Source organism: Marinobacter sediminicola (assembly GCF_031157525.1).
Classification (GTDB): Bacteria; Pseudomonadota; Gammaproteobacteria; order Pseudomonadales; family Oleiphilaceae; genus Marinobacter; species Marinobacter sediminicola.
The window spans coordinates 360566-381554 of the sequence record NZ_JAVIXR010000003.1; the positions used below are offsets into that span (position 1 = coordinate 360566).

General features: G+C 53.4%; 18 protein-coding genes. 13 read left to right on the forward strand and 5 right to left on the reverse strand.

Annotation, left to right across the window (positions count from 1 at the left end; translation table 11 throughout):
• The first annotated feature begins 153 nt into the window (after positions 1-153).
• The 5 genes from rpmH (at position 154) to mnmE (ending at position 4211) form a co-directional block, all read left to right on the forward strand.
• Entirely contained in the window at positions 154-288 is a 135-nt protein-coding gene (gene rpmH, locus RG807_RS06530; protein WP_008172542.1) for a 50S ribosomal protein L34, read from the forward strand.
• Between the two features lie 15 nt (positions 289-303).
• Positions 304-711, forward strand: coding sequence for a ribonuclease P protein component (gene rnpA, locus RG807_RS06535; RefSeq protein ID WP_298451486.1), 408 nt, complete (start codon positions 304-306; stop codon positions 709-711).
• The gene (gene yidD / locus RG807_RS06540) at positions 711-1004 is read left to right on the forward strand and encodes a membrane protein insertion efficiency factor YidD (protein ID WP_309044170.1); all 294 of its coding nucleotides are present in this window, start codon (positions 711-713) and stop codon (positions 1002-1004) included. Before rnpA ends, yidD begins: the two co-directional genes overlap by 1 nt.
• A gap of 4 nt (positions 1005-1008) precedes the next feature.
• Positions 1009-2730, forward strand: a complete 1722-nt coding sequence (gene yidC / locus RG807_RS06545) for a membrane protein insertase YidC (protein ID WP_309044171.1) — start codon at positions 1009-1011, stop codon at positions 2728-2730.
• 92 nt (positions 2731-2822) lie between these two features.
• The gene (mnmE, locus tag RG807_RS06550; RefSeq protein ID WP_309044172.1) at positions 2823-4211 is read left to right on the forward strand and encodes a tRNA uridine-5-carboxymethylaminomethyl(34) synthesis GTPase MnmE; all 1389 of its coding nucleotides are present in this window, start codon (positions 2823-2825) and stop codon (positions 4209-4211) included.
• Positions 4212-4229: 18 nt separating this feature from the next.
• On the opposite strand, the gene RG807_RS06555 is transcribed toward mnmE, so the two are convergent.
• Entirely contained in the window at positions 4230-4751 is a 522-nt protein-coding gene (locus RG807_RS06555; protein WP_309044173.1) for a cytochrome b, read from the reverse strand.
• Positions 4752-4783: 32 nt separating this feature from the next.
• On the reverse strand, positions 4784-5605 hold the full coding sequence (locus RG807_RS06560; protein WP_309044174.1) for a DODA-type extradiol aromatic ring-opening family dioxygenase: 822 nt from the start codon (positions 5603-5605) through the stop codon (positions 4784-4786).
• Between the two features lie 111 nt (positions 5606-5716).
• Here RG807_RS06560 and RG807_RS06565 point away from each other — a divergent pair, with 111 nt between their 5' ends.
• Positions 5717-6628, forward strand: a complete 912-nt coding sequence (locus RG807_RS06565; protein ID WP_309044175.1) for a LysR family transcriptional regulator — start codon at positions 5717-5719, stop codon at positions 6626-6628.
• Positions 6629-6652: 24 nt separating this feature from the next.
• Here the strand turns inward: RG807_RS06565 and RG807_RS06570 are convergent, their stop codons facing one another.
• A complete protein-coding gene (locus RG807_RS06570; protein ID WP_309044176.1) occupies positions 6653-6826 on the reverse strand; it encodes a hypothetical protein in 174 nt (57 codons plus the stop codon).
• A gap of 397 nt (positions 6827-7223) precedes the next feature.
• On the opposite strand from RG807_RS06570, the gene RG807_RS06575 reads away from it, so the two are divergent.
• Positions 7224-8690, forward strand: a complete 1467-nt coding sequence (locus tag RG807_RS06575; protein ID WP_309044177.1) for an aldehyde dehydrogenase family protein — start codon at positions 7224-7226, stop codon at positions 8688-8690.
• 46 nt (positions 8691-8736) lie between these two features.
• On the opposite strand, the gene RG807_RS06580 is transcribed toward RG807_RS06575, so the two are convergent.
• A complete protein-coding gene (locus RG807_RS06580; protein WP_309044178.1) occupies positions 8737-9195 on the reverse strand; it encodes a YchJ family protein in 459 nt (152 codons plus the stop codon).
• A gap of 164 nt (positions 9196-9359) precedes the next feature.
• Here RG807_RS06580 and RG807_RS06585 point away from each other — a divergent pair, with 164 nt between their 5' ends.
• Both RG807_RS06585 and RG807_RS06590 read left to right on the forward strand, forming a co-directional pair.
• Positions 9360-11468, forward strand: coding sequence for a TonB-dependent receptor domain-containing protein (locus RG807_RS06585; RefSeq protein ID WP_309044179.1), 2109 nt, complete (start codon positions 9360-9362; stop codon positions 11466-11468).
• Between the two features lie 202 nt (positions 11469-11670).
• Entirely contained in the window at positions 11671-12426 is a 756-nt protein-coding gene (locus RG807_RS06590; RefSeq protein WP_309044180.1) for a substrate-binding periplasmic protein, read from the forward strand.
• Between the two features lie 138 nt (positions 12427-12564).
• Here RG807_RS06590 and RG807_RS06595 read toward each other — a convergent pair whose 3' ends face one another.
• A complete protein-coding gene (locus RG807_RS06595) occupies positions 12565-14385 on the reverse strand; it encodes an acyl-CoA dehydrogenase C-terminal domain-containing protein (RefSeq protein WP_309044181.1) in 1821 nt (606 codons plus the stop codon).
• Between the two features lie 344 nt (positions 14386-14729).
• Here RG807_RS06595 and RG807_RS06600 point away from each other — a divergent pair, with 344 nt between their 5' ends.
• The 4 genes from RG807_RS06600 to RG807_RS06615 are packed head-to-tail and all read left to right on the forward strand — an operon-like array spanning position 14730 to position 20791.
• Positions 14730-15224: a DUF3833 domain-containing protein gene (locus RG807_RS06600; protein WP_309044235.1), complete on the forward strand. Its 495-nt coding sequence runs from the start codon at positions 14730-14732 to the stop codon at positions 15222-15224.
• 37 nt (positions 15225-15261) lie between these two features.
• Positions 15262-16356 (forward strand): efflux RND transporter periplasmic adaptor subunit, encoded by a 1095-nt coding sequence (locus RG807_RS06605; protein ID WP_309044182.1) that lies wholly within the window; start codon positions 15262-15264, stop codon positions 16354-16356.
• A gap of 3 nt (positions 16357-16359) precedes the next feature.
• Positions 16360-19473, forward strand: a complete 3114-nt coding sequence (locus RG807_RS06610) for an efflux RND transporter permease subunit (RefSeq protein WP_309044183.1) — start codon at positions 16360-16362, stop codon at positions 19471-19473.
• 37 nt (positions 19474-19510) lie between these two features.
• The gene (locus RG807_RS06615; protein WP_309044184.1) at positions 19511-20791 is read left to right on the forward strand and encodes an MFS transporter; all 1281 of its coding nucleotides are present in this window, start codon (positions 19511-19513) and stop codon (positions 20789-20791) included.
• Positions 20792-20989: the final 198 nt, after the last annotated feature.

The window sequence follows — 20989 nt, forward strand, 5'->3', positions numbered from 1 at the left end:
CTTCCCGAACGTACAATCCAGCATCGGCATAAGCCCCTACCAATAAACATTGAACCCACCGCAGAATTTGCATAGAATGCCGCTCCTGTTTTGGCTATTAATTTTTTAAGCCATTTCCTGAATGTCCAACACACGAATTGTGAGATAGTCACCATGAAAAGAACGTTTCAACCAAGCGTACTGAAGCGTAAGCGCGTTCACGGATTCCGTGCCCGTATGGCAACTGCCAACGGCCGCAAGGTAATTTCCCGTCGTCGTGCCAAAGGCCGTGCACGTCTGTCTGCGTAATCTGTCGTTCGCCTTATGAAGGCTTTGAATTTTCCGAAATCGCATCGCCTGTTACGGCCAGCTGATTACGGCAAAGTCTTCAACGACGTACAGCTGAAGGTTCCGCACAGGAATTTTCTGATCCTGGCTACTCCGAATAATCTCGGACATGCCAGGGTCGGTCTTGTGTTCGCAAAGAAGAACCTGAAACTGTCAGTTCAGCGAAATCGGATCAAACGTCAGGTACGGGAAACCTTCCGTAACCAGCCTGAACTTCCCGGAATGGATATTATCGTTCTTGGACGTCAAGGGCTTGCAGCTATGGACAATCAAGCAGTCCGAGCTTCTCTGGATGGTCTCTGGCATCGGCTAACGAAGAAATATCATCAGCTACCGCCATCTCGGCCAGCAGAAGGTTCTTCTGCCGGTAAGGGAACAGGTTAATGCGAACGTTGCTTCTTTTTCCCATCCGCTTCTACCAATATGCCATCAGCCCGCTAATGGCCAGTCATTGCCGCCACTACCCAACCTGCTCACAATACGCTGTGGAAGCCATTTCTCATCACGGGTCGCTGAAAGGTTTATATCTTTCCATGAAACGCCTGTTGAAATGCCATCCTTGGGCCGAAGGCGGTTATGATCCGGTACCCGGTACGGTAAACGCAGAGTCAGAAGAAACAATTTCCTGTTGCCCTCAGGCTGACCATTCCCCAATAACAACCCAGACCAGACAGTAACTCTATGGATATTCAACGCGTCGTATTATTTGCCGGCCTGGCTATTGTCAGTTATCTGATGGTACTTGCCTGGAACGAAGATTATCACCAGCCAGTTCCTACTGAACAAGTTGCTGAATCTGGGCGTATTCAGGCAGATAACAGTTCTGCGGATGCGATGGTACTTCCAGGTGAAACGTCTCCGGGAACCTCAGCCACAAATGGTGCAAATGAAGAATTTACGACACCGGAAACTGGCCAATCCGTATCAAGTGCTGCTACTTCAGGTGTCAACGTAAGTGATCAATACATCACGATCCGCACCGATGTACTGGATCTGGTTGTTGACCGTGTTAGCGGGAATCTCGTCAAAAGCTCCCTACTTGCCTATAACAAATCTCTCGAAGGTAGCGAGCCTCTCACGCTTCTGAATAACACTGAAAATCGGTTTTATGTGCTCGAAAGCGGACTGATTGGCCAGAATGGACCAGATAGTGCCAAAAATGGTCAAGCCCCTGTCTACAGCACAGATGCAACCAGCTATGAACTGGCAGAAGGTGAAAACGAACTGATTGTGAACCTAGTTCACACCATGGATAACGGTGTTCAGATCACCAAGCGTTACCAGTTTGCCCGTGACAGCTATGAAATTGGCGTTCGTTATTTGATTGATAACCGTTCCAGTGAAAACTGGCAGGGTAACTTTACTGGCAAGATCGTTCGTGACCAGTCACCAGATCCCACGTCTGGCCCCAGCATGGGCATTAAGGCATTTCTAGGATTGGTTACCAGTTCACCTGAAGATCCCTATGAAAAGTATGATTTTGGTGACCTGGAAGACAAACGTATAAATGAGACAGTTACCAACGGCTGGATGGCTTTTCTGCAGCATTACTTCCTTGCTGCATGGGTACCTGAGCGCGATCAACCTGCACAATTCCAGACTACTCGCCGTGGCTCACTGCATGTAATGGGTTTCGTATACCCGGCGACAACAGTCGCACCTGGTGAAACAACAGAAATTGGCGCCAGTGCATATGTAGGGCCGAAGATTATCGATCGTCTTGAAGCCGTTGCGCCCAGCCTCGATCGTACTGTCGACTTCGGTTGGTTGTTCTTCATCTCCTTGCCTCTGTTCATCATCATGGAATGGTTCCACAGCTGGGTGGGTAACTGGGGTGTATCCATTATCTTGCTGACCGTTCTGGTTAAAGCTGTGTTTTTCAAACTATCAGCAACCAGCTATCGTTCAATGGGGCGTATGCGGGCAGTTGCACCCCAGCTTACCCGCCTGAAAGAACTGTACGGCGATGATCGCCAGCGCATGTCACAGGAAATGATGGCGCTGTACAAGAAGGAAAAGATCAACCCGTTGGGTGGTTGCCTGCCAATTCTGGTTCAGATGCCGGTGTTTATCTCCCTGTACTGGGTACTGTTCGAAAGCGTACAGCTGCGCCATGCGCCATTCATGCTGTGGATTCACGATCTCTCAGTAATGGACCCTTACTTCATTCTGCCAATCCTGATGGGCGCCAGCATGATGTTGCAGATGAGCCTGAACCCAACGCCTCCAGATCCTATGCAGGCGAAGATCATGAAGTTGATGCCAGTCGTATTTACCATCTTCTTCCTGTGGTTCCCGGCGGGTCTGGTACTCTACTGGTTGGTAAACAACATTCTGTCGATCAGCCAGCAATGGTACATTACCCGCAAGATTGAAGCGGAAATGGCCACTAAAAAGCACTGACGCTTTGACCGTTTGATTGTTCAGTAAAGGCTCCGTGACGGGGCCTTTACTGTTTCAGGAATGCACAAAATGTTGTGTAAGAGGCATGATTCATGAACCAGAGCGCTAGCACCCCCCATACTCCCGACACCATTGCAGCCATAGCCACCGCACCCGGCCAGGCTGGCGTAGGAATCGTTCGAGTATCCGGCCCTCTGGCCAAGCCTATTGCTACGAAAATGCTGGGTTACACCCCAAAGCCCAGATACGCCCACTACGGGGGATTTCTGGATCAGAACAGTGACCTTATTGATGAGGGTATCGGGCTATTTTTCCCGAACCCGAATTCGTTCACTGGTGAAGATGTTTTTGAATTGCAGGGGCATGGTGGCACCATAATTCTGGATTTGTTACTGCGGGAAGTTTGCCGTCACGGAGCCAGGCTGGCACGCCCTGGTGAATTCTCTGAGCGAGCGTTTCTTAACGACAAGCTTGATCTGGCCCAGGCCGAAGCCATTGCGGATCTCATTGAAAGCAGTTCCGAGCAAGCTGCGCGCTGCGCAGTGAGGTCCATGCAAGGTGTTTTTTCCCGGCGTATCGAAACTCTGGTTGAGGCGGTTACCCACCTCAGAATATATGTAGAAGCCGCCATCGATTTTCCGGAAGAGGAAATCGACTTTTTGGCTGATGGCAAAGTGGGCAGCGATCTGCAGACGTTGCTGGAACAACTCGAGGGTATTCTGGGTGAAGCCCAACAGGGTACGATTCTTCGTGACGGGATGAAGGTGGTCATTGCAGGACGTCCCAATGCCGGAAAATCCAGCCTGCTGAATGCTCTTGCCGGTCGGGAAGCAGCTATTGTGACCGCCATTGAAGGCACCACTAGAGACGTGCTCAGGGAACATATTCACATTGATGGCATGCCTCTGCATATTATCGACACGGCTGGCCTGCGAGACAGCCCGGATGAAGTGGAACAAATCGGTATTGCCCGTGCCTGGGAGGAGATACGCCAGGCAGACCGTATTCTGCTCATGGTGGATGCCACCACTACGGATAAAACCACACCCCACGAAATCTGGCCGGATTTTATCGATCAGCTACCCGCTGCTGCACCGGTAACAGTAATCCGGAACAAGGTGGATCTGAGTGGCGAAAACATAGGTATTTCGGAGGTAACCAACGGCGATAAACCGGTGATTCGCCTGGCAGCCAAGTCAACTGAAGGCTTGGACGTACTTAGGGATCACCTCAAGCAATGTATGGGCTTCGCCAGTACCACAGAAGGAGGTTTCCTTGCCCGACGCCGCCACCTTGATGCGCTGGAACGCGCCAAGGACTTTCTGGTCCAAGGTCAAGCGCAGCTGGAAGGCTATGGTGCTGGTGAATTGCTGGCAGAGGATCTTCGGGCAGCCCAGGATTCACTGGGTGAAATCACTGGGCAGATAACACCGGATGAGTTGCTAGGTAAGATTTTTGGTTCCTTTTGTATTGGGAAGTAAAACGCTCGAATCAAGCTTTCAGAGCATGCGCTTGAGGCTGTCATCGCGCTTTACAAAGTGATGTATCAGAGCCATGCCGATGTGACCCAAGATCAATACAGTCAGCGTCCAGGCCAGGGGTGAGTGCAGCTGGCCGAGGGTGGCGGCCCAGGGAATTTCATCGCCCTTGGCGAAAATTTCAAGACCGAAAGCCGATACCCCGTAGCCATTACCCACCATGTACAGCATACCGGTGATCGGCATCAGCAACAGCGCCAGGTACAGCAAACCATGGCCGGCCTTGACCAGCTTGGCCAGGGCCGGGTCCTGCTCCGGGCGGTGCCCGAGTTGGCTGGCCACCCAGAGCAGGCGTATCACAATAAGCACTAATAGCAGCGAGCCGATGGAAACATGAAAGGGTACCAAGGTCTGGCCCACCCAGTGTTCGCCCTCGGCAATGCGGTCACCGAGTTTCAACAGCTGCCAGCCCACCAGCAGTGCCATGCCCCAGTGCAAGAATTTGCTGACCGCGCCGTAGCTTTGTCGGGAATCGTTAATCACTGTTCTCGCCTTCTTGAAACGTTGAGGCCGGCTCAGCCGAAACGGAAACCGGACAACTGTGTTTTCATTACCTGTTGTGTATAGACCCGTTTTCCAGCGTTGTCACCGGCCGCGCCGGCGGTCACCATCAGCGGGATCAGATGTTCCTCGTGCCCGCGTGGGTGGCAGTCATGGGCGTGCGGTGCACCCGACCAATTCTCCAACCTGCGTACACGCTCGTCGCCAGAGTTTTCAACCGCCTCGGTCAACCAAGAATCGAAGCGCGCTGACGGGGCGGTGTAACGGGCGTCGCCGTAGCCACGCATGTTATGGAAGCTCATACCACTGCCGACAATCAGCACGCCTTCATCGCGCAACGAGGCAAGCGCCTTGCCTGCGGCCAGGTGGATCTTGGGGCCGAGATCCATCGCCAGCGAAAGTTGCACTACCGGGATGTCCGCCTTCGGGAACATCACTTTCAGCGGGATGAACATGCCGTGGTCGAAGCCCCTCACTGGATCCTCCCGGGCAGCCAGCCCGGCCTTCTGCAGCAAACCGGTAACCTGTTTCGCCAATTCCGGATCGCCCGGCGCTGGATACTTGAGTTCGTAGGTGTGCTCGGGAAAGCCGTAATAGTCGTAAATCAACTCTGGGGCCGGACCGGCGGTCACGGAAAATTCCGGAGCCAGCCAATGGGCAGAGATCAGCAGTATGGCTTTTGGGCGTTCCGGCAGTTCATGTTCTATGGCTTTCAGAAAGGTCACCATGGCTTCCCAGGTATCTGACGGATTCCAGTCCATAAAAAAACAGGGGCCGGCGCCGTGAGGAATAAAGTAGACCGGCTGAGTCGCCACATTGGTTGCAGGTGTGGTCATCGAAACGCCTCCCGAAAACACTTGTTACTGATGTTCACACTATAATCAACGCACATAAGTGTGAGAATATTCGATTTATGACTAGGAGCTTTAACTAGGAGTGTGAGATCCATGCTGGACCGCTTCACGAGTATGCGGGTGTTTGTTCAGGCAGCAACCCAGGGAAGTCTGTCTGCGGCTGGCCGCAAACTAAAGATGTCGCCAGCCATGGCCACCAAGCACGTCGATAATCTGGAGGCGCGCCTCGGCGTAAAGTTGTTGCACCGCACCACCCGGCAACTGACCCTCACCGACACCGGTCGGGAATATCTGGAAGCCTGCCATCGCATTCTGCAGCAGCTGGAAGAGGTCGAATCTGACGTCTCGGCCCAACGTCACGAAGCCACCGGCCTGCTGCGGGTGAACGTGCCCCTGTCATTCGGGCTGCGCTTCATTGCGCCGTTGATTCCCGGTTTTACCCGTCGTTATCCGTTGGTCGAGGTGGAGTTGGGGTTTAGCGATCAGCGCCAGGACCTGCTGAAAGACCGCTGGGATCTGATTATTCGGGTCGGTCATCTGGCCGACAGTGAGCTGCGCACCCGGCGCTTGGGGGATTGCCCGATGGTGGTCTGTGCCGCGCCGGATTATCTGGCCCGCCATGGCACCCCGAAACGGGTCGCGGATTTATCCGGGCACAACTGTCTGAGCTACACCCTCTCGCCGCTTCAGAGTAATGGCAACTGGGCCTTCGGTAGGGACGGTGGAGTACAGGTGCCGGTCTCCGGCAACCTGCGGGCCGACAACGGTGATGCCTTGCTGACCGCAGCCGTGCAGGGCCTGGGTGTGATCTACCAGCCGCGCTTTATCGCCGCGGAAGCCCTGGCCAGTGGCGACTTGGTTGCATTGGAACTGGACCAGCCGTTGCTGGAACCCGGCGGTATGCACGTTCTGTTTGCACCAGGGCGACGAATGCCACTAAAAGTGAGGGCGATGATTGATTACTTGGTAGACGCGTTTGAGGGAAATGCTGAGGGATTGCAATAACTCTTGCTACTGATTAGCAGTTCTTTAGGCCTGCTTTAGCGGAAAAGTGTGAAGCTTCACACGCCTAACGTTCCTGACTTCGTGCTCGTAGGCTCGATGACAAAAATCCCGCAACTCAACCGCGCGCTGAATGTTCAGCCAGAACTCCGTGACCAGCATTTGACCCACGGTAACCGGAGGCCGTTTTGTAGTTCTCATAACGATAACCTCCAGTGCGTCAATCTGTTCAAACGAGAACTAATCCGTTTAGAAAACGGGCTAGGCTGATATGAAGGGGCTATGAGGCAGCCTCAATGGCCGGATATTACAATTGAAGCATATGCAGAGTTCGCAGTTTCCCACTTGTCCCAGTATGGAATTGGGTGATCAGGAGCCGGTTCTGAAAAAAACACAAATATTTGCACTTTTTCGCAATTTTTTGCACTCCGTAGGTGCTCCAGTATATTTATAACCTATTGTTTTTATTTGGTTTGTTAGATTCTGTATCGGGAAGTGAACGCCCGGCCAACTATAGTTACCATCAGCTCGGTCGCATACTTCCACCAAATAGATACACTGGAATCAAATAATCGGAATACATAGCGAGGTCGATCTTATGTCTGAGTGCTACAAAGATCTCCATTTACAGCTGTTGGCAGGGGAATGGCGAGAAGGCAGCGGTGACAATTCCCGCCCCGTCATAAATCCGTACTCTGGCGAGACATTGCTCTCGATTCAAGCAGCAACCTCCGCCGACCTGGACGCCACTTACCGTAAAGCAACAGAAGCTCAGCTGGCTTGGGCAGAAACACCACCGGCGGAGCGTTCAGCATTATTACTTCGCGCAGTGTCAATCTTTGATGAACGCAAAGAAGAAATCATCGACTGGTTGATTCGTGAGTCTGGCAGCACACGATTAAAAGCTAACATCGAATGGGGCAGTGCCCGGGGAATCACTCTGGAAGCGGCCAGTATGCCCGCCAGGGCTCAGGGTGCCACCATGGGCAGCGATATTGCGGGAAAAGAGAATTTTGTCTATCGCCGGCCTTTAGGTGTTGTGGGTGTTATCAGCCCCTGGAATTTCCCTTTGCATCTCTCGCAACGCTCTGTTGCACCTGCTCTTGCCTTGGGTAATGCGGTGGTGATCAAACCGGCGAGTGATACGCCGATCACAGGTGGCTTGCTACTGGGCCGCATCTTTGAAGAAGCGGGTCTGCCAGCGGGTTTGCTGAGTGTGGTGATTGGCCCGGGATCGGCCATCGGTGACGATTTCGTGGCCCACCCCATACCTTCTCTAATTTCATTTACCGGATCAACGCCAGTAGGCAAGAACATCGGCAAGATTGCCACCGGTGGTCGCTATCTGAAAAAAGTCGCCTTGGAACTCGGGGGTAACAGCCCGTTTGTGGTGCTTGATGATGCGGACATAGAGCAAGCTGTGAAAGCGGCTGTATTTGGAAAGTTTTTGCACCAGGGCCAGATTTGCATGGCTATCAACCGGATTATCGTCAACTCGGCGGTTTACGATCGATTTGTAGAGGGCTTTGTTGCCCATGTTGGCAAGTTGAGCGTCGGCGACCCTTCTGCGATGGAAACCGCCATTGGCCCCATCATCAATAAATCCCAACTGGAGGGTTTGCAGCAGAAAATTGCCAAGGCCAAAGAGCAGGGCGCAAAAGTGCTCCTTGAAGGCGATATTGAAGGGCAGATGATGCCACCACATGTTTTTGGTGACGTAACGCCGGATATGGAGATCAGCTGCGATGAAATCTTTGGCCCGCTTGTGGGCATTCAGAAAGCACGGGACGAACAGCATGCTCTGGAGCTCGCTAATGGCACGGAATTTGGTCTCTCCAGTGCCGTGTTTTCCGGCGATCTTTACAGAGGCTTGGAATTTGCGCGCAAGATCAGAGCCGGTATGGCTCACGTGAACGATATGCCGGTTAACGATGAAGCACACATGCCCTTTGGCGGTGAGAAAAACTCGGGTCTGGGCCGTTTCAACGGCAACTGGGCCATCGAAGAGTTTTCCACAGTTCAGTGGGTGAGTGTGCAGAAAACTCCGAGACAATATCCGTTCTGATCAAGCTCGTGCATTGACAGACCCGGCTGTTAAGGGTGCTTTATCCCTAGATACAACACGCTTTGAACTTTTTGCCGCTTCCACATGGGCAGGGTTCATTGCGTCCGGGTTTCAAAACACCTTCCTGTGGTTGGCCCTTAAGGTAATACCAGCGCCCATCTTCCCGAACAAACTCGGAATTTTCCTGCAAGTAGCCCCAGCCAGTTCCCAGCCTGTAAATCGCCTGAAAGTGCACCTGGCCTGTGTTGCCCGTTTCACCACTACTAAGAATTCGTAAAGATACCCAATCTGGCGACTCATCCAAATCCATCTCCGTTGGTCGGGTGCTGTTGTGCCAGCTGGCGCGAAGATAGTCATCAAGTTTCAATACAAAGCCGGTGAAACGCGAGCGCATAAGCGCCTCAGGAGTGAGGGCAGTGGCACCCTCGTGGTAAGGCTGGCAGCAATCCGCATAGGTGCGCTGGCTGCCACAGGGACAATATAGGATAGCGGTATGATCAGGCATAAGGTGATAACTTTTGTGCGTGAAGCTTATGCGAACCAGTATACCAGCCTGATCCGGAGCTGATTTTATTTCGTTTAAAACAACCTAATGGTATCTATTGCTATATGTAAACGAGAAGTAATATCATTCGCATCTTTCAGACATGAACCAAAAGGACGGATGGTATGTTGTTTTATCGGATAGCTATGGGCGCGGCCAGCAGCGCGCTTGTTTTCAGTGCCGCTGCACAAGCGCAACCCACGGAGCTGAGTGAACTGGTGGTAACCGCCTCCGGCTTTGAACAGAGCCAGTCTGCTGCGCCTGCCAGTATTACTGTTATTTCCGGTGAAGAGATCCGCAGCAAACAGGCGTTCAGCCTCACGGATATTCTTGATGATGTGGAAGGCTTGGATGTCAGTGGTTCGGCAGGCAAGACCGGCGGTTTTGACATCCGTATGCGAGGAATGCCGGCAGAATATACTTTGATCCTGATTGATGGGCGACGACAGAACACCGCGGGTAACGTTACCCCAAATGGTTTTGGTCAATCGGCAACCAGTTTTCTACCGCCGCCGGCCGCCATCGAACGTATAGAAGTAGTGCGTGGGCCCATGTCCACTCTCTATGGCTCAGATGCCATGGGGGGCGTTATAAACATCATTACCCGTAAAGTCAGCCCGGAATGGATAACCTCTCTCACAGCAGAAACGACCCTCAATCAGGATAGCGACTTCGGCAACAGCCGGGCCTATAGCGCCTACACCACGGGCCCTCTTGTAGATAACCTTATAGGCATGCAGCTGCGCGGCCGTTGGTTTGAGCGGGATGAATCTACGTTGGAATTTCTGGATCTCAATGGCGATCCGATCGAAGTCAGTACCCGTGGACCCAGCCCGGTGGAGTCTGAACAATATACGGTTGGCGGCCGATTCACCGTGACGCCCGATGAATCCAACGATCTATGGGTGGATATTGAAAGCAGCCGGCAGGACTACGACAACGCTGAGGGTCAGCTGGGTACCTTGGGGACGCAGGGTTATGGCCCGGAGCTGGAATTTGATCGCGATCAATTCGCGGTTGGCCACACCGGGCGTTTCGACATTGGCACCCTGGAAACAAGCATCATGAGAAATGTCACGGAGACCGGTGGCCGGGTCATTCCCAATGGGGTGCCGGGAAAAACGCCCGGCTCAGAACGGGAGCTGAAGTCAGAGAACCGTGTGATCGACAGCAAGTTGGTAATGCCTTTGGCCAATCACGTTATGACAGTCGGCGGCCAGTGGCTTGATGCCCGGATGATTGATGGCGTGGCAAGTGAAGAATTCAAGCAAAAAAACCAAGCCTTGTTTGTAGAAGACGAATGGTTTCTGGCCGATGATCTCGCCCTGACGCTGGGTGGCCGGTACGACCACCATGACTCTTTTGGTGGCCAGTTCAGCCCAAGAGCCTATCTTGTCTGGAACTCTGCACCTGAATTAACCGTTAAGGGTGGCGTAAGCCGCGGTTACAAAACACCGGGCCTTGAACAGTTGGCTCCGGGTGTCATCGGTTTTACCGGACAGGGCACTATTCCATTATTCGGGAACCCGGATTTGAAACCCGAAAAATCAACATCCACGGAACTGGCTGTGATCTACGAAAAGCCGGCGGGCTATCGGGTGGGTGCAACTGTGTTCTACAACGAGTTCACCGACAAGATCGCTGAAGGCCCGGACCTGCTGAACTGCAGTTACGCACAGGATCCCAATCGGGCGGGCTGCGTCGACAGAGGCAACTGGCCTTTGGCGGATGTGTTTGGTCAGGACATGAACATCGATGAAGCCATAACCCAGGGTGTGGAGCTGAACGGTTCGGTACCCTTCGCCCGGGATTGGCGCTTGAGTGCCAATTACACCTATACCGACAGTGAACAGAAGTCCGGAGAGAACAAGGGCGAGCCACTGACCGATACACCCGAACACATGGCAAACCTGTCCTTGCGTTGGGCACCGTCAGTGCGCTGGTCGGCCTTTGTGAAGGCACAGTATGAAAGCGAGCGCTACCGAGCCCGGGACAGAATTCGCGGGGCTGCTTCCTACGCGGATCTGGGCGACTTCAAAGCCGTTACCCTGGTGCATCTGGGTGGAGAGTATCAGGCGTCTGACAACCTTGGCTTCAGCGCTACCATCTATAACCTGTTGGATGAGGATTTTATTGAGTATCGGGCTTACGATAACGGCGCCAGCTATGGAAACCTCTACGCCAATTCCGAAGAAGGCCGGCGTCTCTGGTTGTCTGCCACCTACTCGTTCTGATCCCCTTGCCCAGTGGACTCTAAAAATTAATGGTTATCAATTTTGCTATCGGCAGCATCGCCGATAGCACTTTGTTGTTTTACGAAAACACACACATTCCTTCTAAAATAGTGCTGAACATTGCGGTAAGCTTCCGAATAGTCGGGTTCCATCTGTGTTTTAGTTCTTTGTAATATTATCCAGGATAAAAAGGAGAGTATCTGTGTTTAAACGTATTCGTTACGTAGCGCTGGTGATTGCGGTCATAGGAAGCATTGCGTCGGAGTTGGCTTATGCATCGGACAAGTTGTATCTGTACACGGAGAACTTCCCTCCCTATAACATGAGCTCTTCGGGCCGGGCTTTTGAGCACAATGCAAATGAAATCGATGGCATTTGTACTGAAATGGTTAAGGCCATACTGAAAAACACAGATTTGGACTACGTGATCAAATTACGTAATTGGGATTATGGTTACAACCGGGCACTGGACAAATCGAACCATGGGATTTTCTGTACAACGTTCACTGAAGAACGTGAGAACAAGTTCAAGTGGGTAGGCCCGCTGACTAAAAACCTTTGGACAATCTTTGCTGCCAGTGGAACCAACCTGAAGATTGATAAGCTGGAAGACACTAAAGGCATGCTATACGCCGGGTATCGCAATGATGTCATGACCACGTATTTGCTTGATCGTGGATATGAAGTATCTGCTATGGAGAGCGATGATATTAACCCGAAGCGTCTTGAACTTGGCCAGGTAGATTTGTGGATTGCCGACCGCTTGGCAGGGCCGTACTTTGCTTCTCAGCAAGATGTGGAAGGGCTTCAGCCGGTATTTTCGTTTAACGAAACTGAATTGTATCTGGCTATGAATCTGGGCACATCTGAAGAGGTCATGCGAAAACTTCAGGAAGGTCTCAACAAGATCAGGAGCAACGGCATGTACGAGGCTATTGAGACCAAATACGGCCTTTAAGCCTGATCTGTGATTGTCTCGTTGTTTGAAGGGGGAATTGGTTCCCCCTTTTTTCTGCCTCTCCTACTCCCGGGTTCAAGAAGACTACAGGTTACTGTGGTGCCCCGGGGGTAGCCAGTTGTGGCTCTTTATGCGGGTTTAGCCGGTAAATGCCATGTTCTCCGGATCGATCTGCATCAGGTTACGACTTGGGCTCAACATGCTTGTGGCATGGGTTTGAGACCTGGGAAGCAATCGTTCGAAATAGAACTCAGCGGTGGCTAACTTGGCATTGTAGAAAGCCTCAGAATCGTCACCCCCGTTGTCCAGACGGTCTGCGGCAGCCACAGCCTGGCGTAGCCACATATAAGCCATGGTCACATAGCCGCTGTACATAAGAAAATCGTAAGAAGCCGAGCTAACTACATCGCGATCTTTGCGCGCTGCCAGCATGATCCGCACGGTGAGCAGGTTCCACTGAGCAGTAAGTTTGAGCAGCGCTACCGCAAATGGACGCACACGGCTGTCGGTCAAATGCTTACGGGCAAAGTTCGCAATCCGGGCGGTAAACTCACGAACTGCGCCGCCTTTGGTGGTGAGCAGTACCTTACGACCCAGAAGATCCAGTGCCTGAATACCGGTGGTGCCTTCATACAAGGTGGCAATCCGCGTATCCCGGGCAATCTGCTCCATGCCATGTTCACGAATGTAACCGTGGCCACCAAACACCTGCATTCCCAGGTTAGCGGCTTCGTTGCCCAGTTCGGTCAGGAAGCCTTTCAGAATCGGGGTCAAAAAGCCCAGTTTGTCATCGTATTTGGCGGCTTTCTCTGCATCTCCCGCGGAATGGCCTTCAACCATATGGTCTGCCAGGCGAGCGGCGTCATACAACATGGCGCGGCCACCTTCGGCAATGGCTTTCTGGGTGAGCAGCATGCGCCGCACATCGGCGTGGTGTATCAGGCTGTCGGCTACATAGTCCGGGTCTTTTTTACCGGAAAGCGCACGCATGGAGCGGCGCTCCTTGGCGTAGTCCAGTGCCCACTGGTAAGACAGTTCAGCGGGCCCGACACCTTGAATAGCGGTACCGATACGAGCCGTGTTCATAAAGGTGAACATGCACTCCAGGCCTTCGTTCTCGGGGCCAATCAGGTAGCCGGTTGCGCCATCAAAGTTCATAACGCAGGTCGCAGAGGCCTTGATGCCCATTTTTTTCTCGAGGCTGCCACACACTACGGCGTTGCGCTCACCTACAGCACCTTCGGCGGTGGGCATGAACTTGGGCACAATGAACAAGCTGATGCCGCGGGTGCCTTTGGGGGCGCCCGGCAGACGGGCCAGAACAATGTGGATAATGTTCTCGGTAAGATCGTGGTCGCCGGAGGAAATAAAGATCTTGGTGCCGGTAACCCTGTAGCTACCATCAGCCTGTGGCTCGGCTTTGGTTTTTACCTGGCCCAGATCCGTACCGCATTGGGGCTCGGTCAGGCACATGGTGCCGGCCCAGCGGCCCTCTGTCATAGGCAGCAGGTAGGTGTCTTTCTGATCGTCAGAGCCGTGCAAAAATATGGTATTCATGGCACCCATCGACAAGCCCGGGTACATGGAGAACGACCAGTTTGCGGTGCCCATCATTTCCTGCTTCAACAGGCCCATGGACGCCGGCAGGCCTTGGCCGCCGTATTCTTCCGGGGCAGAAAGCCCCTGCCAGCCACCCATCACATATTGATCGTAAGCTTCTTTGTAGCCCTTCGGAGTGGCTACCTCGCCATCTTTCAGTGTGCAGCCTTCTTCATCGCCCGGCTGGTATAGGGGGCTTAGCTGTTCTTCGCTGAAGCGCGCGCACTCAGTGAGAATAGCGTCTACGATATCCGGAGTTGCATTCTCTCCGCTGGCCAATGTGGCGTAGTGCTTTGGGTAATCAAATACTTCATTCAGCAGAAACTTCATGTCACGCAAGGGCGCCTTGTAAACCGGCATAATCAATCCTCTGTACGGGTCTGAAAATCTTCGAGCGGGGTTTGTGCAGCGCTCAGTTGCCTGCAGTTTTACGGCATAGTGCTGTGGAATCCATTGACGAAAAGCGCTCATGACGGTGTCAGTAGAGACAGTTCGAGGGTTTTGCAAAGGCCATCCGCTGATCGAAGAACTCTCCTGGGGCGTATTCAAGTATCAGGTATGAACGCGTTTAACCCGGTCGTAATTCTGAGTAAAAAAGCTTTCTGGAGAGCTATATGAATAGTGTAAAAAACGTGCAAAATCTGTGTTCTGCGATACCCAAAGGGGGGCGGCACTCTATACTCGTGTTGACCGCGGTTTTGGCGTTGCTGGGGGGCTGTTCTGGCCCTGCACTGACAGATTATGCAGAACGCGGGCCCAAGCTGGTTCCGGAAGCGTTCTTCAGTGGTGAACTTAGCGCCCGTGGCGTGGTCAAGGACATGTCCGGTGAGGTGATTCGCACATTTGATGCGGATATCTCGGCATCCTGGAATGACGCTGGCGTGGGCACGCTGGATGAAGAATTTCGCTTTGATGATGGCGAAGTGCAAACAAGGGTCTGGACGTTAACGCCATCGGATGCTGCTGACAGTTATCATGCGGAGGCTGGCGATGTGGCGGATCCGGGAACCATGCGCTGGAGTGGTAACACGATTCACATGAACTATGTGCTACGGATAGCTTATGGCGATGGAACCCTGGATGTACGAATGGACGACTGGATGTATCTGATAACGCCCGACACCTTGATCAACCAGACCACCATGAGCAAATGGGGGGTTGATGTCGGTGAACTTGTGCTTGTGATACAGAAAAAATAGAACCCGGCGGAAGCCGGTCTGTCTGCTGAGAGACTTTATGTTGAAACAATGGCTGATCGGTTTTCTACTGGTCGTATTAGCACTGGGTGCTGCTTTCGTTTATCGCAGCCTGGATGAATCGGCTGAGGCGCAGGTTGCTCGTGAGCGGCCTGCGAGTGCAGTGAACATCGTGTTGCCTGCAACGGATACGGTGCGGGATGAAATCAGGGCAGTTGGTAGCTTGAATGCAGTCAATGAGGTGAACCTGACCACTGAAACTAGCGGCCGTGTGGTAGCGATCAATTTGAAGTCTGGCCGCCGGATAAAACAGGGCGACCTGCTGCTGCGGCTTGATGATCGACAGGCGAGGGCAGATCTGGGTGTTATTGAAGCCCAGTTGGCAGACGCTCGGCGTAAATACGAAAGAGCCAAAAGTCTGCGAGACAACAACAGTATTTCCCAGTCCTTCGTGGATGAGCTGAGAACCGCCGTAGAGGTGTCTGAAGCTCAGCGTACCGCGGCGCAGGTCAGGCTTGAAAACCACCGTATTGACGCCCCGTTCTCCGGCGTGGCAGGCTTGAGTGATATTAGTATCGGCGCCTATATAACCGCGGGCACCACTATAACAACGTTGGATGCCACATCCCCCATGGAGCTGAATTTCTCCATCCCCGAGCGCTTTCTTGGCCAGATCAGTCCGGGCCAGAAGGTACAGGGTGGCTCCCCGGCTTACCCTGATCAGGTATTCATTGGCGAACTGGTTGAATTGGGTTCCCGCATTGATGAGCTCAGTCGCTCGTTACCGGTTCGCGCCCTGATTGATAACACGGAGGGGCAGTTGCGCCCAGGCCAGTTTATGTCCGTTAGCCTGACATTGCGTGAGCGCCAGGCTCTGGTTATCCCGGAGCAGGCAGTTATGGTTCGTGGTGCCGAACAATATGTGTTTGTGGCAGATGACGGTGTTGCCCGGCGCGTGCCAGTAACGCTGGGCTCACGTATGCCCGGGCGTGTGGAAATTGCGAAAGGGCTAACAGCAGACGATTCGGTGGTGGTGACAGGGCAAGATCGGCTTAGTAGTGGTGAACGTATCCGGGTGATCGATGATATAAACGCGATTCCCGAAAACCGGTTTACCCTTTCTGTGGAGTCGTAAGCCGTGATTCTTTCAGATATTTCCATCAAACGTCCGGTGTTTGCTACGGTTCTCAGCCTGCTGATTGTCGTGTTTGGTCTGGCTGCCTTGTTCGGCCTGCCGGTGCGCGAATATCCCGACATTGACCCACCCGTGGTGTCTGTTTCTACCAGCTATACGGGTGCGGCCGCTGAGGTGGTTGATACCCAGATCACTCAGATCATCGAAGGTGCCATCAGCGGGATAGAAGGGATTCGTTCTATCCAGTCATCCACCCGTCAGGGTGGGTCTTATACCACTATCGAGTTTTCCTCCAGTCGGGATGTGGACATTGCAGCCAACGATGTTCGCGATGCTATTTCGAGGGTGAACAACCAGTTACCGGATGAAGCCGATCCGCCCGTGGTGCGCAAAGCGGATTCCGATGCCCGCCCCATGATGTGGGTAACCCTGCGCAGCGATCACTGGGATTCAGCCCAGATGAGCGACTATGCCGACCGGGTTCTGGCAGATAGATTGGCGGTGGTGGATGGCGTCGCCGATGTGCGAATTGGTGGTGAACGCCGCTATGCCATTCGCGTGTGGCTTGACCGGGAACGCCTGGCGGCTCGGGATATAACCGTGGCCGAAGTTGAGCGGGCGTTGCGCGCTAACAACGTAGAGCTACCCGCGGGTTCTGTGGATTCCTCCACTCGTAACTTTACCGTGCGGGCAGAAGGCAGGCTGGAAACGGTTGAAGAATTCCGTGAGCTGGTGATTCGCCGGGATGGCAATCAGCTGCTGCGCCTGGGAGAAGTTGCGAATGTGGTGATGGGTGTGGAGTCCGATATCGGGCGCTTGCGCGCCAACGGCCAAACCGCCATTGGAATGGGCATTATCCGGCAGTCCAAGGCCAACACAGTGGCTGTATCTGATGCTGTCCGGGGTGAGCTGGATAAAATACGGGAAACCCTGCCACCGGAAATCAGCATCACTGAAAGCTACGATGAATCCATATTTATCCGTGCCTCCATTCGCGAGGTAATGATCACCCTGGCAATTGCAGTGTCATTGGTCATCTTGGTGATCTTCCTGTTCCTGCGCTCCTGGCGCGCCACGCTGATCCCCGCAGTGACCATACCGGTAGCGGTAATCGGTGCCTTTATTGGGCTCGGCTTCCTGGGTTTTTCCATCAACGTACTCACCTTGCTGGCGGTCATACTCGCCATTGGCCTGGTGGTGGACGATGCCATAGTGATGCTGGAAAACATCCAGCGCCGAATTGATAAGGGCGAGCCGCCGCTGCTGGCCGCCTATCGTGGTGCCAGGCAGGTAGCCTTTGCGGTGATTGCCACCACCCTCACACTGGTGGCTGTGTTCGTGCCCATTTCGTTTATGGGCGGCAACATAGGCCGGTTGTTTGCGGAGTTTGGTTTCACACTGGCGGCGGCGGTGGTTGTGTCCAGCCTGGTGGCGCTGACTCTCGCGCCCATGCTTTGCTCCAAGTGGCTCAAGCCCAGCCCGACAAGTGGCGAGGGGCGTGGTTTTTGGGCGGTTATCGAGAAAGTTCTGAACGGACTCACCAGTGGATACGAACGGCTGCTGAGGTTTTCACTCAATCAAGCTGGCCTGGTGCTGGGCATTGGTTTGGTGGGGCTGGTTGTGGCGGTAGTGATATACCCGAAACTGCCTCAGGAACTGGCACCTACCGAGGACAGAGGCACGATTATTATGCCCGCCAGTGCGCCTCGGGGCGCCACCGTTCAGTACACCGATCACTATGTAAAACAGGCAGAAGAAAAGCTCATGCCTTTCCTGGAAGATGGGCCTGCCAGCCGCATGTTGTCCATTGTCGGCTTCCGCGAGCGGGAAGACAGCGCATTCATTATTATGGGTTTGGCCCCCTGGGATGAGCGGGAGATCAAGCAACAGCAGGTGACCAACGATATACGGAAAAAGTTTGCTGATATTTCCGGTATTCGCATGGTGGCGATCAATCCACCAGGATTGGGGCAGCGTGGTTTCAGCCAGCCAGTAGAGTTTGTAGTTGCCGGGCCGGACTATGAATCCGTGCAGGCCTGGAGTGATGAGCTGGTAGAGCGGGCCAAAGACAATCCCAACCTGCTGAACCTGCAAACTGACTTTGAGCTCACCCGGCCGGAGCTCAGTGTTGCCATTGATCGCGAGCGAGCGGCAGATTTGGACATAACTATTGAAGATGTGGGCCTTACACTGCAAACCATGCTGGCATCACGGAAGGTAACAACCTATCTGGAACGGGGTCGCGAGTACGATGTCATCATGCAGGCCGATGATGCCAGCCGCGCGACACCATCGGATCTGGGCCAGATATTCTTGCGTCCGAGAGAAGGTGGCGACCTGATTCCACTGCAGGCACTGGTTTCAATTACAGAGAAAGGGGCAAACCCCGATCTTCGCCGCATAGATCGCCTGCCGGCCGTGGTTATCAGCGGATCTCTGGCAGATGGCTATGATCTTGGCTCCGCACTGACCTACCTGAACACGCTTGCAGTAGACACCTTGCCGTCAGAAGCCCGGTTGAGTTACCAGGGCTTGAGCCGGGAGTTTCAGGAATCCTCCTCCGCGATTTATGTCACCTTCGGCCTGGCCTTCATCATCGTGTTTCTGGTGCTGGCAGCCCAGTTTGAAAGCTGGATTCACCCGCTGATCATCATGCTTCCGGTGCCATTGGCCGTGACCGGTGCACTGCTGGCATTGTGGTGGAGCGGCATCAGCCTGAACATATACAGCCAGATTGGGATCATCATGCTGCTGGGACTCATGTCGAAGAACGGCATATTGATTGTGGAGTTTGCCAACCAGCTGCGAGACGAAGGCTACGTGGTAAAAGACGCAATTCTGGCGGGTGCGTCCCTGCGCTTTCGGCCCGTACTGATGACCACCATCTCCACGGTCTTTGGGGCGGTGCCTCTGGTTATTGCAACAGGCGCGGGCGCTGAGAGCAGGGCGGCGATTGGTATGGTGATATTGGGAGGGCTGATTTTTGCGACCACGCTTACGTTGTTTATCATCCCGGTGCTATACAATCTGCTGGCAGGCTTTGCCAAATCCGCCAATGCGATTGAACATGAGCTGGAGCGCCAGGCCTCTTTATCCCAAGCCAGTTCGTCAGATTAATAACGGGCTGGTGTGACCCTGCAATCCGGAAGGTTTTATGGCCATACCCAGCCAGTTCCGTTTACTGGGACAGCGGCGATTTTTGCCGTTTTATCTCACCCAGTTTTCCGGAGCGTTCAACGACAACCTCTATAAAAACGCGCTCTTGTTGCTGATTGCCTATCAGACCACGGGTTTGATGGGGATGTCGGTGAACACGGTAATCAATCTGGCTGCGTTTTTGTTCATCCTGCCGTTCTTCCTGTTTTCCGGCATTGCCGGGCAGATGGCCGACCGCTACGAGAAAGCGGCGATTATCCGCAAAGTAAAACTCGCCGAAATAGGCATTATGGCACTGGCTACCTTAGCGCTCTGGCTAGGTTGGTACGAAGGACTGCTGGTGCTGCTGTTCTTGATGGGCACCCAATCTACCTTTTTTGGGCCGGTGAAGTACGCCATTCTGCCCCAGGTGCTTGGGGAAGATGAGCTGGTAGGTGGCAATGGCTTGGTGAGCATGGGCACGTTTGTTGCCATTTTGCTCGGCACCATAGCCGCCGGCTTGTTGATGGGGCTTGAGGGCGCGGTAAAGCTCACGGCTGCGAGCGTTTTGGTGATGGCAGTTTTAGGCTATATCGCCGCAAGACAGGTGCCAGACACTGGGGTAACCCTTAATGCGCAGGCGGTGCGCTTCCGCCCGGTGTTGGAAACCTGGCACCTGATGGGTGTGGCCGCCGAGCGCAAGCCGGTGCTTGGGGCGATTCTCGCCATTTCCTGGTTCTGGTTTCTTGGTGCAGCCTATCTCACCCAGTTTCCAAACTTCGCCTTGAGTAACCTTCAGGGTGACGAAACCGTGGTCACTCTTCTTCTGTCCATGTTTATCGTGGGCATCTCAATCGGCTCGATGATGTGTGAGCGCCTTACACGGCATCGAATCACTTTGACCCCTATTCCTTGGGGCGCCCTTGGGTTGACCCTTTTTGGGGTAGATCTGTTTTTCGCGGTACCGGCAAGCCCGGAGCCCTCCACCTGGTGGACACTGGTCACGGATCCAGCTTACATCCGGGTATTAGCTGATCTGGTAGGTATCGGCGTGTGCGGTGGTTTGTTTATTGTGCCCCTCTACGCGTTTATCCAGCATGAAACCCCTGAAAATAAACGGGCGCGAATCATTGCAGCACTGAATGTAATAAATGCGCTGTTCATGGTTGTAAGCGCACTCACAGGCATTGTTGTACTCGGGCTTCTCGAAGTGGGTATTCCGGGCTTTTTTCTGTTGATCTCACTGGTCAATGGGCTTGTGCTCATAGCCGTGTGGCGTTTGAGGCGGCGAGCAGGATAGAGTTCTGTGGATAAATAGTTGGATAAGCTGCGAATAAGCCTTGAATATAATTTTATAATATCATTTAAAACAACGGCTTATTTGTCAATGAGGGGCGCTTTATAAGCGATGAATTTGTGGATAACTTTATTGAAAACTTTTTGAGGAGAGCTGCCCAAGCCTATGAAAACCCGATGATTTAGGTTTTTCGCTGCATCA

Bases quoted from the DNA above. Each gene is read 5' to 3' on its own strand.
- RG807_RS06580 (WP_309044178.1), bottom strand. From the start codon at position 9,195: ATGCCTGATCATACCGCTATCCTATATTGTCCCTGTGGCAGCCAGCGC.
- rpmH (WP_008172542.1), top strand. From the start codon at position 154: ATGAAAAGAACGTTTCAACCAAGCGTACTGAAGCGTAAGCGCGTTCAC.
- RG807_RS06565 (WP_309044175.1), top strand. From the start codon at position 5,717: ATGCTGGACCGCTTCACGAGTATGCGGGTGTTTGTTCAGGCAGCAACC.
- mnmE (WP_309044172.1), top strand. From the start codon at position 2,823: ATGAACCAGAGCGCTAGCACCCCCCATACTCCCGACACCATTGCAGCC.
- RG807_RS06605 (WP_309044182.1), top strand. From the start codon at position 15,262: ATGTTGAAACAATGGCTGATCGGTTTTCTACTGGTCGTATTAGCACTG.
- RG807_RS06615 (WP_309044184.1), top strand. From the start codon at position 19,511: ATGGCCATACCCAGCCAGTTCCGTTTACTGGGACAGCGGCGATTTTTG.
- RG807_RS06595 (WP_309044181.1), bottom strand. From the start codon at position 14,385: ATGCCGGTTTACAAGGCGCCCTTGCGTGACATGAAGTTTCTGCTGAAT.
- rnpA (WP_298451486.1), top strand. From the start codon at position 304: ATGAAGGCTTTGAATTTTCCGAAATCGCATCGCCTGTTACGGCCAGCT.
- yidC (WP_309044171.1), top strand. From the start codon at position 1,009: ATGGATATTCAACGCGTCGTATTATTTGCCGGCCTGGCTATTGTCAGT.
- RG807_RS06575 (WP_309044177.1), top strand. From the start codon at position 7,224: ATGTCTGAGTGCTACAAAGATCTCCATTTACAGCTGTTGGCAGGGGAA.
- yidD (WP_309044170.1), top strand. From the start codon at position 711: ATGCGAACGTTGCTTCTTTTTCCCATCCGCTTCTACCAATATGCCATC.
- RG807_RS06585 (WP_309044179.1), top strand. From the start codon at position 9,360: ATGTTGTTTTATCGGATAGCTATGGGCGCGGCCAGCAGCGCGCTTGTT.
- RG807_RS06570 (WP_309044176.1), bottom strand. From the start codon at position 6,826: ATGAGAACTACAAAACGGCCTCCGGTTACCGTGGGTCAAATGCTGGTC.
- RG807_RS06560 (WP_309044174.1), bottom strand. From the start codon at position 5,605: ATGACCACACCTGCAACCAATGTGGCGACTCAGCCGGTCTACTTTATT.